15 protein-coding genes are annotated in these 15,777 nt (G+C 70.1%); 7 read left to right on the top strand and 8 right to left on the bottom strand.

Annotation, left to right across the window (positions count from 1 at the left end):
* Window positions 1-37: 37 nt before the first annotated feature.
* The 4 genes from C5B97_RS06035 to C5B97_RS06050 form a co-directional block, all read right to left on the bottom strand.
* Window positions 38-1,033, bottom strand: coding sequence for a putative zinc-binding metallopeptidase (locus tag C5B97_RS06035; RefSeq protein ID WP_104311217.1), 996 nt, complete (start codon window positions 1,031-1,033; stop codon window positions 38-40).
* Between the two features lie 128 nt (window positions 1,034-1,161).
* Complete coding sequence (locus C5B97_RS06040; protein WP_104311218.1) at window positions 1,162-1,863, bottom strand: RraA family protein; 702 nt, start codon at window positions 1,861-1,863, stop codon at window positions 1,162-1,164.
* Window positions 1,860-2,849, bottom strand: a complete 990-nt coding sequence (locus C5B97_RS06045) for a hydroxyacid dehydrogenase (RefSeq protein WP_104311219.1) — start codon at window positions 2,847-2,849, stop codon at window positions 1,860-1,862. The genes C5B97_RS06040 and C5B97_RS06045 overlap by 4 nt, the downstream gene beginning before the upstream one ends.
* Window positions 2,850-2,923: 74 nt before the next feature.
* Window positions 2,924-3,724 carry an IclR family transcriptional regulator gene (locus C5B97_RS06050; protein WP_104311220.1) on the bottom strand — a complete coding sequence of 267 codons (801 nt, stop codon included), beginning with the start codon at window positions 3,722-3,724 and terminating at the stop codon, window positions 2,924-2,926.
* Window positions 3,725-3,828: 104 nt separating this feature from the next.
* Between C5B97_RS06050 and C5B97_RS06055 the strand changes: the two genes are divergently transcribed.
* The 5 genes from C5B97_RS06055 to C5B97_RS06075 are packed head-to-tail and all read left to right on the top strand — an operon-like array spanning window position 3,829 to window position 9,041.
* Complete coding sequence (locus C5B97_RS06055; protein WP_258068013.1) at window positions 3,829-4,815, top strand: tripartite tricarboxylate transporter substrate binding protein; 987 nt, start codon at window positions 3,829-3,831, stop codon at window positions 4,813-4,815.
* On the top strand, window positions 4,812-5,462 hold the full coding sequence (locus tag C5B97_RS06060; RefSeq protein ID WP_104311222.1) for a tripartite tricarboxylate transporter TctB family protein: 651 nt from the start codon (window positions 4,812-4,814) through the stop codon (window positions 5,460-5,462). Before C5B97_RS06055 ends, C5B97_RS06060 begins: the two co-directional genes overlap by 4 nt.
* Window positions 5,462-6,979: a tripartite tricarboxylate transporter permease gene (locus C5B97_RS06065; protein WP_104311223.1), complete on the top strand. Its 1,518-nt coding sequence runs from the start codon at window positions 5,462-5,464 to the stop codon at window positions 6,977-6,979. The genes C5B97_RS06060 and C5B97_RS06065 overlap by 1 nt, the downstream gene beginning before the upstream one ends.
* A complete protein-coding gene (locus C5B97_RS06070; protein ID WP_104311224.1) occupies window positions 6,976-8,190 on the top strand; it encodes a CaiB/BaiF CoA-transferase family protein in 1,215 nt (404 codons plus the stop codon). The genes C5B97_RS06065 and C5B97_RS06070 overlap by 4 nt, the downstream gene beginning before the upstream one ends.
* Entirely contained in the window at window positions 8,187-9,041 is an 855-nt protein-coding gene (locus tag C5B97_RS06075; protein WP_104311225.1) for a citryl-CoA lyase, read from the top strand. The genes C5B97_RS06070 and C5B97_RS06075 overlap by 4 nt, the downstream gene beginning before the upstream one ends.
* Here C5B97_RS06075 and C5B97_RS06080 read toward each other — a convergent pair.
* The 4 genes from C5B97_RS06080 to C5B97_RS06095 form a co-directional block, all read right to left on the bottom strand.
* Complete coding sequence (locus C5B97_RS06080) at window positions 9,031-9,849, bottom strand: carbohydrate ABC transporter permease (RefSeq protein WP_104311226.1); 819 nt, start codon at window positions 9,847-9,849, stop codon at window positions 9,031-9,033. The two genes, C5B97_RS06075 and C5B97_RS06080, sit on opposite strands and share 11 nt — an antisense overlap.
* Window positions 9,846-10,760 (bottom strand): carbohydrate ABC transporter permease, encoded by a 915-nt coding sequence (locus C5B97_RS06085; RefSeq protein ID WP_104311227.1) that lies wholly within the window; start codon window positions 10,758-10,760, stop codon window positions 9,846-9,848. Before C5B97_RS06085 ends, C5B97_RS06080 begins: the two co-directional genes overlap by 4 nt.
* 73 nt (window positions 10,761-10,833) lie before the next feature.
* Window positions 10,834-12,192: an ABC transporter substrate-binding protein gene (locus tag C5B97_RS06090; protein ID WP_104311228.1), complete on the bottom strand. Its 1,359-nt coding sequence runs from the start codon at window positions 12,190-12,192 to the stop codon at window positions 10,834-10,836.
* Between the two features lie 54 nt (window positions 12,193-12,246).
* Window positions 12,247-13,431 carry a PfkB family carbohydrate kinase gene (locus C5B97_RS06095; protein ID WP_258068015.1) on the bottom strand — a complete coding sequence of 395 codons (1,185 nt, stop codon included), beginning with the start codon at window positions 13,429-13,431 and terminating at the stop codon, window positions 12,247-12,249.
* Window positions 13,432-13,554: 123 nt separating this feature from the next.
* Here C5B97_RS06095 and C5B97_RS06100 point away from each other — a divergent pair, with 123 nt between their 5' ends.
* A complete protein-coding gene (locus C5B97_RS06100; protein ID WP_104311229.1) occupies window positions 13,555-14,304 on the top strand; it encodes a DeoR/GlpR family DNA-binding transcription regulator in 750 nt (249 codons plus the stop codon).
* A complete protein-coding gene (locus C5B97_RS06105) occupies window positions 14,301-15,656 on the top strand; it encodes a 6-phospho-beta-glucosidase (protein ID WP_104311230.1) in 1,356 nt (451 codons plus the stop codon). The genes C5B97_RS06100 and C5B97_RS06105 overlap by 4 nt, the downstream gene beginning before the upstream one ends.
* Window positions 15,657-15,777 lie beyond the last annotated feature (121 nt).

Raw genomic sequence — 15,777 nt, forward strand, 5'->3', positions numbered from 1 at the left:
GGCTTCCGGCCGGCGATTGCTCGTTGCCGTGCCCAGGTCAGGCCGGGATGCTCGAGGGCTCGCGCAGCGAGTGGATGAACGCGAGCTTCTCGATGACCGTGTCCGGCAGGACGAACGGGTAGAGGTCGCGCTGCCCCAGCGAGCGGTTGACGACGTTCATGGCCGTCGCGAACGGCATCCAGCTGTCGAGGACCACGTCGCGGGCCGACGCGCCGGGTTCCGGCGCGGGCAGCAGCTCGAAGGCCACGGCCGTCTCGAGGGTGTCCTGGATGTGCAGGTAGTGGGCCCAGGTCTCGGCGAAGTCCTCGTACGGGTGCATGGTCGCGTAGCTGCTCAGGTAGTCGCGCTGCCACCCCTCGGGAGGGCCTTGGTCGTAGTGCCGGTCGATCTCGGCCTGGTAGTCGGCGCGCTCGTCGCCGAACAGCTCCCGTGCCTCGTCGATGCGGTCGGTCTGCTCGACCAGCTGCCACTCGTAGTAGTGCCCGCTCTCGTGGCGGAAGTGCCCGAGCATCGTGCGGTACGGCTCGGCGAGGCGCTGCCGCACCTGCTCGCGGTAGCTGTCGTCGCCCTCTGCGAGGTCGATCGTGATGACGCCGTTGGCGTGGCCGATCGTGACGCTCTCGGACACGCTCGAGAGCAGGTCGAAGACGGGCGTCTGGCCGACGGTCGCGGGCTCCCCGCTCGCCTTCGGGCGGGTCGCGAAGCCGAGGCGCGTGAGGTCGCGCACGAGGTGGCGCTTCGATTCCTCGGCGATGGGGAAGAGGCGCAGCCCCTTCGCGTCGGCGTCGCTCGGCCGGGTGCGGGTGAGCTGGCAGCTCTCGCACAGCCCGCCAGGCTGCGCCGTCAGCCACGTGCATCCGGCGAGCTCGGCGTTGCTGCATCGCCGCAGGCCCGCGTCCGCCGCCGCGTCGCCGCCCTCGACGAGCACGTCGTCGAGGCCGAGCACGTAGCCCAGCTTCGACGAGCAGCGCTCGCAGGACACGGAGTCGAAGAAGACCTCGTTCTCGCACACATCGCAGTGGAACCGTCGCACGGGAAGCCTCTCTTGGGCCGCGGCTCGGGGGTGCCGCGACGACCGACGGATCACTGTACGCGGCGCCGGGTGGGAGGTCCCGGCGCTTGACAAGCCGCGCCTCGCGCCCCGTCCGGCGGCGAGTGCTATCAGACGGGCAGGCCCTTCTGGCGCAGGAGCGCGTTGAACCGTTCGGGGTCGGAGGTGCCCTCCTCGTTGTGCTTGCGGATGCGGGCTTCCCGGTCGAGGTGCCTGCGTGCGTCCTGCAGGAGCGACTCCGCTCGCGGTGCTGGAACGGCGAGGACGCCGTCGAGGTCCCCGAGCACCAGGTCGCCTGGGTTCACGACGAGGCCCGCGATGGACACGGGCACGTTGATCTGGCCCGGGCCGTCCTTCGTGGGTCCGCGGTGCGTGTGTCCGCGCGCGTAGGCGGGCATGCCGCCGTCCCGCCATTCGGCGACGTCGCGCAGGGCCCCGTCGATGACGAAGCCGCCGAGTCGCTTGGTGATGGCGCTCGTGCGGATGAGCCCTCCGATGACCGCCTGGCTGAGGTCGCCGCCGCCTTCGATCACGATGACGTCGCCCGGGTGGGCATCCATCATGGCCTTGTGCACCATGAGGTTGTCGCCAGGCCGGATCTTCACGGTGACGGCCTGCCCCGAGAGCGGCGCGTCGCCGTGATAGGCGTGGAGGCCGAGCGCGCCGACGGAGCGCCCGAGGCAGTCGCCGGCGACGGCGACGGGGATCTCACGGAACGCGTCGATCAGGGATGCGGGGAGGTCGGGTGCACGCTCGCCGATGAAGTAGCCGGTCGGCCAGGCGGGTGCCGCGGTGGGGTCCTGCTCGGTCATGCGTTGCTCCGTTCGATCGAGAGAGTGGTGGGGTTCACGCAGGACCGTGCGTCCGGGGGCGTGCCCTCGAGGCAGCCGAGGATGTTCCGGGCGGCGGCCAGCGCCATGGCTTCCAGGGCCGCTGGGGTGGAGCCCCCGACGTGGGGTGTGACGACGACGTTCGGGCAGTCCAGCAGCGGGTTGCCGGGCTCCATGGGCTCCGACCAGGTGGTGTCGAGGCCCGCAGCGAAGAGCTGGCCGCTGCGAAGCGCCTCGACGAGGGCGGGCTCGTCGATGACCTCGCCGCGGGCCGTGTTCAGCACGATCGCATCCGCCGGCAGCAGGGCGAGCTGTTCGGCCCCGATGAGGCCGCGCGTCCGTTCGCTGAGCGGCACGTGGATGCTCAGCACCTCGGCCTGCGCGAGCAGCTCTTCGAGGCTGCCGACCATGGTCAGCTCCGGGATGGGGGAGTCCAGTCCGAATCCCGGGTCGAAGGCCAGCACGCGCATCCCCGTCGCCGCCGCAGTGCGCGCGACCCGCTGACCGATCTGGCCGGCACCGACGAGGGCGAGCGTGGCGCCAGCGAGCTGCCGCCCGTCCTGAGCCCTGCTCCAGCGTCCCTGCCGGATCTCCGCGTCCATCCAGGACACCCGACGTGCGGCGTTGAACATGAGCGCGATCGTGAGCTCGGCGACCGACTGGGCGTTGGCGCCCGGCGTGGTGAAGACCGGGATGCCGTGGGCGGTCGCCGCGTCGACGTCGATGTTGCCGACGCCGACGCCGTGCTTCGAGATGACCCGGAGCGTCGGGCAGGCCTCGATGGCTGCGGCCGACAGCTCGACGGTGCGGGAGATGACCGCGTCGACGGCCTCGCTGGCCATGATCTCCTCGACCTCGGCGCGACCCCCGCCGTCAGGCAGGTAGATGATCCTGCTTCCGGCCTCCTCCAGGGTTCGAACCCCGGCGTGACCGAGTCGTGGGGCCGTCACGAACACCGTTGCGCTCATCGCACCGTCTCCTTCGTCGGTTCAGGGTCCTGCTTGGATTGCGGGCGCGGGCGGTCTCGAACCGCACCGCGAGGTCATTCGAGTGCGGGCGGCAGCCCGGTTCGTGGCACGTCGCGGACGCAGGCGCGGAGCGCGTCGACGAACTCGGGGATGCGGGCGTCGACGAATCTGGCCGTCGGTCCGCCGAGCACGACGACGACGGGCTGCAGGTGGGGTCGGTCCGGGTTCTCGGGCACGAGCATCGCCAGGCCGCTGTTGCCGGACTCCCGCTCGCCGTGGCTGAGGCCCCAGCCCTGCTCGCGGATCTCATCCACACGACGGCGCAGCGCGGCGGTGTCCACGTCGATGCTCTCGTCGGCGTCGAGCTGCGCGAGCACCGCGTCGAGGGCTTCGGGCCGCTCTCCGCTGAGGAGGGTCGTGGATGCGGCGCCGAGCCAGATGGGCAGCTCGTCGCCGACCTGGACGACGTGGCGGATGGTGTGCCGCCCGGGTGCCTGCGCGATGGCGACGCGCTTGAGGTCGCGGCGGACGTAGAGGCTCACGGTCTCACCGGTCTGCTCGGCAAGCTCCCGGAGTCGATCGAGCGTGGCTGCCGGAGCGGACCAGGCCGCCTTCGCGAAGGCTCCCCAGCGGATCATGCGGGGGCCGACGCTCACGCGGCCATCGGGCAGGAGCTGCAGCATCCGCTCGCCCACGAGGGTGTCGACGAGGCGGAGCACGGTCGTGCGAGGGAGCTCGCAGCGGCGGACGATGTCGGAGACGGCCAGCGACTGGCCCTCGTTCTCGAAGCAGTCGAGGACATCGAGGGCGCGGCTCACGGCGCGGATGCCACCCGGCTCTGACCGCTGGGCGGGGGCGTCGTCGGCGCTTGTCATGGGGTCTCCGGCTTCGGATCGTTTGCTTGCCCGGTCACACTAGCGTACCATCTGGTGGACAGAAGTGTCCGCTGTGTGGACAAGTCAATCACAAGGGAGTGATCGTGACAGCAAGACGGAAGCTCATGGGCGGACTCGGCATCGCCGCGACCGCCGTGCTCGTCGGGATCGCGGCGTTCGACGCCAGCGACTCGACGACCGGGACCGACCCGAGCACGAAGCTCACGTTCATGGCGCCAGCGGCGCCAGGCGGTGGATGGGACGGAGTGGCACGGGAGGCACAGCAGGCGCTGCGTGCAGACGGGATCGTCAACAACGTCCAGGTCGTCAACGTGCCCGGCGCCGGAGGCACCATCGGACTGTCGCAGTTCGTGGGCCTGGGCGCTGACCCGACCAACCTCATGATGACGGGGACGGTCATGATGGGCGCGATCAACGTCAACGACTCCGCCGTCGACCTCTCCGACACGACACCGATCGTGCGGCTCGCCGAGGACTACGAGGTCTTCATCGTGCCGGCGGACTCGCCGTACCAGACCCTGGATGACTTCATCGCCGACTGGAAGACGGACCCGCACGCGCTCGCCGTCGGCGGTGGCGGTGTCGGCGGCACCGACCATCTCCTCGCCGGCCTCGTCGCGGAGGATGTCGGCATCGACCCGGCCGAGCTCAACTACGTCTCGTACGCGGGCGGTGGCGAGGTGCTCACCGCGCTGCTCTCGAACACCGTCGCCGTCGGGGTCAGCGGCTACAACGAGTTCAGCGACCAGATCGAGGCGGGCAACCTCCGCGCGCTCGCCGTGTCAGCGGAAGAGCCCGTCGACGGCATCGACATCCCCTCCCTCATGGACCAGGGCGTCGACGTCCACCTCCCCAACTGGCGAGGCATCGTCGCCCCTCCCGGCATCACGGACGCAGAACGCGACCAGCTCGTCGGGATCTTCGAGGACATGGTCGCCACTCCCGAATGGCAGGACACGCTCGAACGCAACAACTGGGAGCCAGCAGTGCTCACCGGCGACGAATTCGCCGCCTTCATCGAAGAAGACCAGGCGAGAGTCGACCAGATCATCGAGGAGCTCGGACTATGACCGGCGTCATCCCCACCTCAGCGTGGACGCAGCACGACACCACCGCGAGCCCTGGCTGGTGGCGCCGCCGCACCGGACTCATCGTGCCGGGGATCCTCACCCTCGTGGGGATCGGCCTCGTCATCGGCACCGTCACGATGGCCGTGCCGAGCAACGTCTCGCAGCCGGGCCCGCAGGTGTTCCCGGCGATCATCTCGGTCGCGATCTTCATCGTGGCGGCCTTCCTGGCCGTCGACGTCATCCGCAACCCGGAACCGACGCGAGTGGCAGAGCCGGACCTTGCTGAGCTCCGAGGCGAGAAGAGGGTCGTCGACCAAGAGGTCGACGAGCTCTCCGACTTCGACCGCGACGAGCTCGCGGTCGTGCAGGACAAGGAGCTCGCGGCCGAGCACATCAGGCCGCGCACCAACGTCCGCTCCCTGCTTGGCGCCCTCGGCACGACGATCGTCTTCATCGCCGCGCTCACCCCGCTCGGCTGGCTGCTCTCCGGCGCCTTCCTCTTCTGGGGTATCTCCAGGGCCCTCGGCAGCCGCCGACCCGTGTACGACATCTTCCTCGCGCTCGCGATGTCGTCCATCGTGCAGATCGCGTTCTCGATCGGGCTCGGCCTCAACCTTCCTCCCGGCATCTTCGTAGGAGTCCTCTGATGGATACGCTCGCAAACCTCGGGGAAGGGTTCCTCACGGTCCTGACCCCCATCAACATGCTCTGGGTGCTCATCGGCGCCGTGCTCGGCACGGCCGTCGGGGTCCTCCCCGGCCTCGGCTCAGCGATGGCCGTCGCCCTGCTCCTCCCCGTCACGTTCTCGCTCGACCCCATCGGCGCCTTCATCATGTTCGCTGGCGTGCTCTTCGGCGGGCTCTTCGGCGATTCGATCGCCGGCATCCTCATGAACACGCCGGGCAACAGCACGGCGATCGCCGGATCGATCGAAGGCCATGCCATGGCCAAGAGCGGACGAGCGGCTCAGGCCCTCGCCACCTCGGCCATCGGCGCCTTCATCGGCGGCATCCTCGCGTCGATCCTCGTCGTCTTCTTCGCGCCCCGTCTCGCTGAACTCGCGACCCTGTTCGGCCCCGCCGAGTACCTGGCGCTCGCCATCTTCGCGTTCATCGCGATCTCTGCGGTCGTGACGCAGTCCATCATCCGCGGTCTCGCCGCGCTCGTCCTCGGCCTGGCCATCTCCGTCGTCGGCATCGACTCGATCTCGGGCACATCGCGCTTCACGGCCGGCATCCCCGAGCTCTTCGACGGCATCGACATCGTCGTCATCACTGTCGGTCTGCTCGCGCTCGGCGAGGTCTTCGCCGTCGCAGGGCGCCGCGGCTACTCCGACGACACCGGTCTCATCCAGTCGAAGGGGCGCCTCTGGCTCTCGCTCAGCGAGCTCCGCCAGGCGATGCCGGCCTGGCTGCGGGGGACCGCGATCGGCGTTCCCTTCGGCATCATCCCCGTCGGCGGCGCCGAGGTGCCGACGTTCCTCTCCTACGGCGCCGAGCGTCGACTCGACAAGCGCCGCAAGAAGCCGATGTTCGGCTTCGGCGCCATCCAGGGTGTCGCCGGCCCGGAAGCTGCGGGAAACGCCACCGCGGGAACCGCCATGGGTGCTCTGCTCGCGCTCGGCCTGCCCACCTCGGCCACCGCTGCGATCCTCCTCGCCGCGTTCCGGCAGTACGGTCTGCAGCCAGGGCCGCTCCTGTTCGAGCGCTCCAGCGAACTCGTCTGGGCGCTGCTCGCGAGCTTCTTCATCGGCATGGTCGTGCTCCTCATCCTCAACCTCCCGTTCGCGCCGCTCTGGGCGAAGCTGCTGAAGATCCCGCGCCACTACCTCTACGCGAGCATCACGCTCTTCGCGATGCTCGGCGTCTACGCCACGAGCGGCAAGATCCTCGACCTCGTGCTCGTCGTGGTGATCGGGCTCATCGGATTCACGATGCGGCGCTACGGGCTGCCCGTCGCCCCGATGCTCATCGCGATCATCCTCGGGCCGCTCGCCGAGACCGAGTTCCGCCGGGCGATGGCCGTCAGCGAGGGCGACCCCGGCGTGCTCATCGACAGCCCCATCACCATCACCCTCTACTCCGTCCTCGCACTCACCGTGGCGTTCGTCATCGTGCGGGTCATCCGCACGAAGCTCGCTGCGAGAAAGGAAGTCACGGTATGACCGAGACCCCATCAGGCCCACTCGCGGGAGTCCGCGTGCTCGACATGACCAACGTGCTGGCGGGGCCGTACGCCTGCTACCAGCTCGCCCTCATGGGGGCGGAGGTCATCAAGGTCGAAGTGCCGGACGGCGGAGACCTCGCCCGCAGGCTCGGGGCCGACTCCGAGCTCAACGGCAGCCTGATGGGGGTCTCCTTCCTGGCGCAGAACGCCCAGAAGCGCTCGATCACGCTCGATCTGAAGTCGGACGGCGGCCGGGAGGTCATGCAGCGCCTGGTCGCCGAGGCCGACGTGCTCTGCGAGAACTTCCGGCCAGGCGTGCTCGAGCGGCTCGGCTTCGGCTGGGAGGCGCTGCGCGCCATCAACAGCAGGCTCGTGTACTGCGCCATCTCGGGCTTCGGCCAGACGGGGCCGCTGCGCTCGAAGCCGGCCTACGACCAGATCATCCAAGGTGGGTCCGGGATGATGAGCGTCACCGGCACCCCGGAGACCTCCCCCCTCCGGGCCGGCTACCCGATCGCCGACACGCTCGGCGGGCTCGCGGCCGCGTTCGCGATCTCCTCCGCGCTCCACGGACGCGAGCGCACCGGTGCGGGCTCGTGCATCGACGTGTCGATGCTCGAGACCGCCGTCACCGCGATGGGCTGGGTCGTGTCGAACCACCTGGTCGCCGACCAGGTGCCGCGCGCCCTCGGCAACGACAACGGCACGGCGGCGCCGTCCGGGACCTTCCAGACAGCGACCGGGGCGCTCAACATCGCGGCCAACAAGCAGGAGCAGTTCGTCGCGCTCACCGAGGCGATCGGCCGCCCGGAGCTGGCCGACGACCCGCGCTTCCACGACCGGGAGGACCGCAAGCGCTTCCGGGCGGAGCTCACGCGTGAGATCGAGCAGGCGCTGAGCGCGCACGACACGGCGCACTGGGAGGACCTGCTCTCGGCGCGGGGCGTGCCGGCGGCCGCCGTCCTCACGGTTCCGGAGATGCTCGCCAGCCCGCAGATCGTCGACCGGGAGCTCGTGCACGATCTGCCCTTCCCCGGGCGCGACGGCGAGACCCTGCGGGTGCTCGGCAACGGCATCCGCCTCGATGACCGACCGAGCGCCCCCACCGTTCCCCCGCCGGGGCTCGGCCAGCACACCGACGAGATCCTGCACGAGCTCGGCTACGACGAGGCGGAGATCCGAGCACTTCACGAGGAGCGAGCCGTATGAGCAGCACGACCGACCGCCAGCCCACCGTCGACGACGCGACCGCGTGGTGGAGCACCAGCGTCACCCGCATCGCCCCGGGGGAGATCGAGCTCCGCGGCTACCCGATCGAGGACGTCATCGGCAACGTCGGATTCGTGAGCACGATCTGGCTCCTCACGACCGGGGCGCTCCCGACGCGGGCCGTGTCCGAGCTCCTCGAGGCGACGCTCGTCGCGAGCGTCGACCACGGTCCCCAGGCGCCGTCGATTGCCAGCGCGCGCATGGCGGCCACCTGCGGCGTCGGCCTCAACTCGGCCGTCGCCAACGGGGTGAACGTGCTCGGCGACACGCACGGCGGAGCCGGCCAGCAGTGCGTCCAGCTGCTCAACGACCTCGTCACCCGGCACGAGTCCGAGGGCGTCGCGCTGGAGCAGCTCGCCCGCGAGGCGATCGCCGACCACAAGAGCCGGGGAATGTTCGTCCCGGGCTTCGGGCACCGGTTCCACCCCCGCGACCCGCGCCGCGACCCGCTGCTGCGGCTCGTCGAAGAGTCCGTCGCCAGGGGGGACATCTCGGGCCGCTACCTCGCCGCCGGTCTGGCGCTCGAGCGCGCACTCGAGCGGGGGGAGCGGCGCATCCCGATGAACATCGACGGCATCTCCGCCATCGTGTACGCCGAGCTCGGCGTGCAGCCGGAGCTCGCGAGGGGCCTCTTCGTGCTCTCGCGCTCCGTGGGGATCCTCGCCCACGCGTGGGAGGAGAAGCAGGCGGGGCAGCGCATCAAGGGCCCGCTGCCGCCGCCCTTGCTCGCCGACTACACGGGTGAGGCGACGCGCGACGTGCCCGGCGCCCGCCGGCCGGCTACTCCCTGACCGCCCCCTCGAGCATCCCCTGGATGAAGTGGCGCTGCAGGAAGATGTAGAGCACGACGACGGGCAGCGCCACCATGATGGCGCCGGCCGCGAGCAGCGCGGTGCCCTGCGTGTACTGGCCCTGGAAGAACGCGAGGCCGAGGGGCGCCGTGCGCACGCTGCCGTTCGGCGACATCACGAGGGGGATGAGGAACTCGTTCCAGGTCCACATGAACGTCAGCAGCACGAGCGTGAGGATGGCGGGCCGGCCGATCGGCACGAGCACCTGCCAGAGGATGCGCATGGAGCCGGCCCCGTCGAGCTTGGCCGCGTCGATGAGGGCCTGGCTGGAGGAGCGGAAGTAGGTGCGCATCCAGAACGTGCCGAAGGCGATCGACATGGCGATCTGCGGGAACGCGACCCCCCACACCGTGTTCGTCAGCCCGACGGTGCGCAGGTCGAAGTAGAGGGGCACGATGAACGCCTCCGTCGGCACCATGATGCCGAGGAGGAACAGGTAGAAGATCGGCGTCGCGCCCCGGAACTTCATGGTGCCGAGCGCGTAGCCGGCAAGGATGGAGGCGAGCACGGCGACGACGACCACGATCGCCGCGACGACCACCGACGTGAGCATGTACTGCCCGAAGCGGGCGACCTCCCAGGCCGTGGGGAAGTTCTCCCAGTGGAAGATGCGCCCCTCCTGGGCGACGGTCGCGTTCTCCGGCCCGAACGCGAGGGTCACGATGACGCTGATCGGTCCGAGGATGACGAGCCCGAAGACGCCGAGGATCAGGTAGTTGGCGACCTTCTCGAAGACGGAGACGTTCATGCGCGGTCCCCGATCCGGTTCACGACGAAGTTGATGGCGAAGACGATGAGGGTCAGCACAGCGCCGACTGCCGTGGCGGCCCCGACCTCGCCGAGCTCGAACGCCCGCCGGTACACCTCGAAGCTCGGCACGGTCGTCGACGTGCCGGGCCCGCCGCTCGTGGTGACGTAGATGAGGTCGAAGGTCTTGAGCGCGGCGACGATCGTGAGGGTCAGGGCGACCGTGATCTCGCCACGCACCGACGGCAGGGTGATCGAGAAGAACTCGCGCACGGGTCCCGCGCCGTCGAGCCGCGCGGCCTCGTAGAGCTCCTTCGGCACGCGGCTCATGCCGGCCATGAGCAGCACGGTCACGAGGCCGAGCGACACCCACGAGCCGATGAGCCCCACGGCGGGCAGCGTGAAGGTGTAGTCGCCGAGCCACGCCCGCGTCCAGCTCTCCAGCCCGACGAGGCGCAGCAGCCCGTTGAGGGGACCATCCGGCGCGTAGATCTGCCGCCACGTGACGGCGACGACGACCATCGCGATGACCTGCGGCAGGAAGATGAGCGTCCGGAAGAAGCCGAGGCCCCGCACCCTCGCCCGCGTGAGGATCGCCGCGAGCATGAGTCCGACGGCGAGGGGCAGCACCGCGTAGAAGAAGATGAGCACGAACGCGTGCCCGAACGCCTCCCGCAGCCGCTCGTCCTGCACGATCTGCACGTAGTTGTCGAAGCCGACGAAGGTGGATGCGCCGAGCCCGTCCCACTCGAAGAACGAGAACTGCACGGCCCGACCGAGCGGGAACAGCAGGAACGTGCCGTAGAGGAGGAACGCGGGCGCGAGGTACGCGAAGGGCACCCAGGCGGGGGTGCCACGGCTGGCACCCCTCGCTGGGCGGCGCTCGCGCGCCGTCGGGTCCTTGATCGTCATCCGCGGAGACGCTCTGGCCGTGCACGCACGGCCAGGCCCAGACGGATGCTCCTCATCAGCGACGACACCGGGGTCACTCGTTCGCTGCAGTGAAGGCCGCGTAGTCGGTCTCGAGGGCCTCGGTGAACTGCTCAGGCGTGAGCTGCCCGTCGATGAGCCCCTGCAGGGACTGGCCGATGGTGTCGCCGAAGGTCGGCGTCGCGTAGTCGAGGTAGGGGAGCACGCTGCCCGACTCCGTGACCTCGCCGAAGGCGCCGTAGATGTCGGCGAAGACACCGGACTCGGGCGCCAGCTCGGCGGACTTGTTGACGGGCAGGTTGCCGGTGTCGGCGAGGATCTGCATCGCGTCGTCGCTCGTCAGGAAGTCGATGTACGCGGCCGCGACGTCGGTGTTGTCGGCCGCCGAGGTCATCGCGAACGGGAGGCCGGTGCCGCCGGTCGTCGCCAGCGCACCGTCATCCGTCTTCGGCACGAAGAAGCCCAGGTCGTCACCCATGCTCGCCTCGAGGTCGGCCGCGAGCCACGAGCCGCCGATGAGGAAGACGCCGTTGCCGTCTGCAAGCGCCTGCCAGGCGGCGTCGTAGTCGGTGCCGTTCACGCCGCTGTTGAAGTAGCCGTCATCCACCCAGCCCTTGAGGGCGGATGCCGCCTCCACGTTCTCCGGCGTGGTCCAGCTCGCGCCGGGGTTGCCGAGCCCGAGGTTCGTGATGGTCTCCGCATCCACGTAGCCGCCCTGCAGCGGGCCGAACACGTGCCCGGCCGGCCACTGCTCGATGTTGCCGAGCTGCATGGGCGTCTCGCCCGCCGCCTTCGCCGTCGCGAGCGCGGAATCGAACTCCGACCAGGTGCCGGGCACCTCGATGCCGAGCTTGTCGAGCTTCGCCTTCGAGTAGAAGATGCCGACGACCTCACCGACCTGGGGGAGGCCGTACAGGTTGCCTTCGCCGAACACCTTCGCGTCGTCGCTGTACGTCGAGTACTGCAGGATCGACTCCTGGTAGCGGTCGAACCAGCCGTACGCCTCCGCGTAGTCGTCGAGCGGGCGCAGCTGCCCGGCCTCGACGAACGCCCCCATCGTGTTGCGGCCGTTGTTGGCCTGCACGACGTCGGGCGCGTTGTCGTCGGTGAGCGCCAGGCGCAGCGTCGTCGCCAGGTCGTCGAAGGCCTGCGAGTTCCGCTCGATCGTCACGTTCGGGTACAGCTCCTCGAACGCCGCGTTCAGCTGCTCGATCTGCTCGTTCTGCCCGCCGCGCACCTCCTGGTCCCAGACGGTGAGCGTCACGTCCCCGACCTGCGAGATGTCGGTGCTGATGTCGCCTGCCGGCTCGGCGGGGCCGTCTGTCTGGCCGGTGCCTGGCGCGCAGCCCGCCAGTGCGAGGATGAGCGCCAAGCCGCCTGCGGCCGCCGCGGTTCTCCGGTGCTTCTCGTACATGTTGGGCCTTCCTATCGCAGCGGGGGAGCAGAGGGTAAAGATATCGCTTGGGCGTCAGCCGACGGGATTCTCGTCGCGCGGGGCGGGACCCTGTCCGCCCGAGAGGCTGTGCCTTCCGGGAGGGAAATGGTCGACGAGGCGGAAGGTCGCCTCCGCACGGCGCACCGCGCCGGCGCGCTCGGGGGGAAGCACATCCTGCAGGAAGCCGTAGCGGCGGATGAGGTCGGCGTCGCCGGAAGCTCGCGTCGCCTCCCACCAGTCGGCGATGTCACCCCAGCCGGGCGCGGCGAGCGAGCCCCCGAACTGCTGCACGGCGAGCGCCGAGCACAGCGCGGAGAACGTGAGGCGCTGCTCGAGCGGCCAGTCGCGCAGGGTCCCGAGCACGAAGGATGCGCCGAACACGTCTCCGGCCCCGGTCGCGTCGTACGCGCGAACCGGCACGGCCGGCACTCGGACCTCCTCGCCGGTCGCGGAGTCGATGCCGATCGCGCCGTCCTTGCCACAGGTCACGACGACGAGCGGCACGTGCGCGGCGAGCGCGCGGGCTGCGGCGAGCGGCGACTCGGTGCGCGTGTACTCGACCGCCTCGCGCTCGTTGGGCAGGAAGGCGTAGCAGGAGGCGAGCGGTTCGAGGACGGCCGGGTCCCACGCGCCCGTGTCGTCCCAGCCCACGTCGGCGAAGATGCGGGTGCCCTGGCCGGCGGCGCGCAGCCACCACGGCTCCTGCTCGAGGCTCGACATGACGCCCAGCTCGGTGAGCGCGGTGCGGCTCGAGATGCCGTCGCCCAGCAGCGCGTCGCTCGAGATCGGGCTCGGGTGCCCGTGGGTGATCATGCTGCGGTCGCCGTGCTGCGCCACCGAGACGGTGACGGCGGTGTGCCAGTTCTCGAAGCGGCGCGAGCGGCTCAGGTCGATGCCCTCGTGCTCCTCGAGGAGCTCCCAGCACCAGCGCCCGTAGACGTCGTCGCCGAAGACCGACGCGAGAGAGGTCGTGAGTCCGAGGCGGCTGGCGGCGACCGCCAGGTTCGCGATGCCGCCCGGCGTCGACCCCATGCCGTCTGCCCACACCTCGGTGCCGGCGCTCGGCACGCCGTGCAGGTCGGTGAACACGATGTCGAAGAAGACGGAGCCGGCGAGCACGACGTCGAAGCGTGCATCCGCCGTCGCTCCTGCTTGCGGCGCCTGGAACTGGGCGGGCGCCTGGATCAGGGGCGACATGGGGTCGCGTGCGGAGTCCATCGCGGCTCCTCTCGGGTGCAACAGCGGTGTTGCTCACACATCCTGCGCGGTGATCGTTCGTGCGTCAAGTCGTGCTCACTCGCGCTTGAATGCTGCGCGTCCGTGACTGCTACGATGCCTCGCATGCTCACCACGACCCGCCAGGCTCGCATCCTGCAGTCGCTGCGCGCCGACGGGCAGGTCACCGTCGAGCAGCTGGCCGTGCAGTTCGGGGTCTCGCCGTCGACGGTGCGCCGCGACCTCAACGCGCTCAGCGCGGAGGGCCTGCTCCGCCGGGTCAGAGGCGGCGGCAGCGTCGAGCCCGACCGGGTTCCGTTCTCCGAGGTCGCGACGCACCAGAGCTCCGAGAAGGGCGCCATCGCGGCCCGGGCCGCCGAGCTGGTGCGCGACGGCGACGTCGTCCTCATCGACATCGGCACGACCACGGCCCACCTCGCGAGAGAGCTGCGCGGCCGACGCATCACCGTCATCACCTCGAGCCTCGCCGTCGTCGATGCGCTGCGGGACGACGACACGGTCGAGCTCATCGTGCTCGGCGGGGTCGTCCGGAAGAACTACAGCTCCATGGTGGGCGTGCTCACCGAGCAGGCGCTCGCGCAGATCCGGGCCACCGTCTGCTTCCTCGGCACCAGCGGCATCCGTCCAGACGGCACGGTCTCCGACACGACCGGGACCGAGGTTCCCGTCAAGCTCGCGATGATCGCGTCGTCGCAGCGGACCGTCGTGCTCGCGGATGCGACCAAGTTCCCCGGGGTCGGACTGCTGCGGGTCTGCGGGGCCAGCGATATCACGGGTGTCGTGACGGAGAGACAAGCGGACCCGGCGACGCTCGCCGTCCTCCGCGAGGCGGAAGTAGAGGTGATGTTCTCGTGAAGCTGACGATCATCGGAGGCGGAGGGTTCCGCGTTCCCCAGGTGTTCGAGGCGGTCGCGTCCGACGAGGCCCCCGTCCGCATCGACGAGCTGAGCCTCTACGACATCTCACCTGAGCGGCTCGCCATCATCCGTGTGATCGTCGAGCGCATCGCGAGCGAGCGTCGATTCGCACCAAGGATCACCGTCACGACCGACCTCGAAGAGGCGCTCCAGGGCGCCGACTTCGTCTTCAGCGCCGTCCGCGTGGGCGGCACGGCGGGGCGGGTGGCGGATGAGCGCATCGCCCTCGAGCTCGGCGTGCTCGGCCAGGAGACGGTCGGCCCGGGCGGGCTCGCCTACGCGCTGCGCACGATCCCGTTCATGATCTCGCTGGCGGAGACGATCCGTCGGGTCGCGCCGGAGGCGTGGGTCATCAACTTCACCAACCCGGCAGGCATCGTCACGGAAGCCATGCGCGGCGTGCTCGGCGGTCGTGTCGTCGGCATCTGCGACACCCCGATCGGTCTGCTGCGGCGAGCCGCTGCCGTCGCGGGGGCACCAGCGGCGGCGCGTCCGGGCGCCAGCGCCTCCTCGGGGCTCGCCTTCGACTACGTCGGGCTCAACCACCTCGGCTGGCTGCGCTCGCTCGAGGTCGACGGGGTCGAGCGCCTGCCGGAACTGCTCGCCTCGGACGCCTCGCTGCAGCGCATCGAGGAGGCTCGCCTCCTGGGCTTCGACTGGGTGCGGGCCCTCGGCGCGCTGCCCAACGAGTACCTCTACTACTACTCCTTCACGCGCGAAGCGAACGAGAGCATCCGCGCCGCCGCCTCGACGAGGGGCGAGTATCTCGACGCGCAGCAGGGGGCGTTCTTCGCGAACCCCGGCACGGACCCCTTCGAGTCCTGGATGCGCACACGTCACGAGCGCGAGGCGAGCTACATGGCCGAGAGCCGCGAAGAGGGCGAGGAGCGCGATGTCGAGGATGTCGCTGGAGGCGGCTACGAGAGCGTCGCCCTCGACCTGATGGCCGCCCTCTCGTCCGGAACGCCGGCGACCATGATCCTCAATGTGCGCAACGGCGGACTCGTACCTGCCCTGCCCGAGGATGCGGTGGTCGAGGTCGGCTGCGTCGTCGATGCCGACGGCGTGCATCCGTGGCCGATCGCCCCTGTCGAGGGCGAGATGCTCGGGCTCATGACTCAGGTCAAGGCGGCCGAGCAGCTCGTCATCGAAGCAGCCACCAGCGGCTCCCGCGAGCTCGCCTGGCGTGGCTTCGCCGCGCACCCGCTCGTCGATTCGGTTGCCGTGGCCCGAAAGCTCGTCGACGGCTACAGCCAGCATTTCACGAGCATCGGACGCCTCCTCCACTGACCCGCGCCCTTCACTTCGCGCGAGGAATGTCAGTTCACTTTCTGGCACGCACGCTGACCGTGCCACTGGCGGGCATGGTCGCGGCGAGTGGTCCGATCTGTCGAGTTCGGCAGCCGGGTTC

This window comes from Pseudoclavibacter sp. RFBB5 (genome assembly GCF_002931555.1).
In the GTDB taxonomy this organism is placed as follows: Bacteria; Actinomycetota; Actinomycetes; order Actinomycetales; family Microbacteriaceae; genus Pseudoclavibacter.

Excerpts from the sequence above, each read along its gene's own strand:
- C5B97_RS06040 (WP_104311218.1), bottom strand. The coding sequence starts at position 1,863 with ATGACCGAGCAGGACCCCACCGCGGCACCCGCCTGGCCGACCGGCTAC.
- C5B97_RS06045 (WP_104311219.1), bottom strand. The coding sequence starts at position 2,849 with ATGAGCGCAACGGTGTTCGTGACGGCCCCACGACTCGGTCACGCCGGG.
- C5B97_RS06050 (WP_104311220.1), bottom strand. The coding sequence starts at position 3,724 with ATGACAAGCGCCGACGACGCCCCCGCCCAGCGGTCAGAGCCGGGTGGC.
- C5B97_RS06060 (WP_104311222.1), top strand. The coding sequence starts at position 4,812 with ATGACCGGCGTCATCCCCACCTCAGCGTGGACGCAGCACGACACCACC.
- C5B97_RS06065 (WP_104311223.1), top strand. The coding sequence starts at position 5,462 with ATGGATACGCTCGCAAACCTCGGGGAAGGGTTCCTCACGGTCCTGACC.
- C5B97_RS06070 (WP_104311224.1), top strand. The coding sequence starts at position 6,976 with ATGACCGAGACCCCATCAGGCCCACTCGCGGGAGTCCGCGTGCTCGAC.
- C5B97_RS06075 (WP_104311225.1), top strand. The coding sequence starts at position 8,187 with ATGAGCAGCACGACCGACCGCCAGCCCACCGTCGACGACGCGACCGCG.
- C5B97_RS06080 (WP_104311226.1), bottom strand. The coding sequence starts at position 9,849 with ATGAACGTCTCCGTCTTCGAGAAGGTCGCCAACTACCTGATCCTCGGC.
- C5B97_RS06085 (WP_104311227.1), bottom strand. The coding sequence starts at position 10,760 with ATGACGATCAAGGACCCGACGGCGCGCGAGCGCCGCCCAGCGAGGGGT.
- C5B97_RS06090 (WP_104311228.1), bottom strand. The coding sequence starts at position 12,192 with ATGTACGAGAAGCACCGGAGAACCGCGGCGGCCGCAGGCGGCTTGGCG.
- C5B97_RS06095 (WP_258068015.1), bottom strand. The coding sequence starts at position 13,431 with ATGGACTCCGCACGCGACCCCATGTCGCCCCTGATCCAGGCGCCCGCC.
- C5B97_RS06100 (WP_104311229.1), top strand. The coding sequence starts at position 13,555 with ATGCTCACCACGACCCGCCAGGCTCGCATCCTGCAGTCGCTGCGCGCC.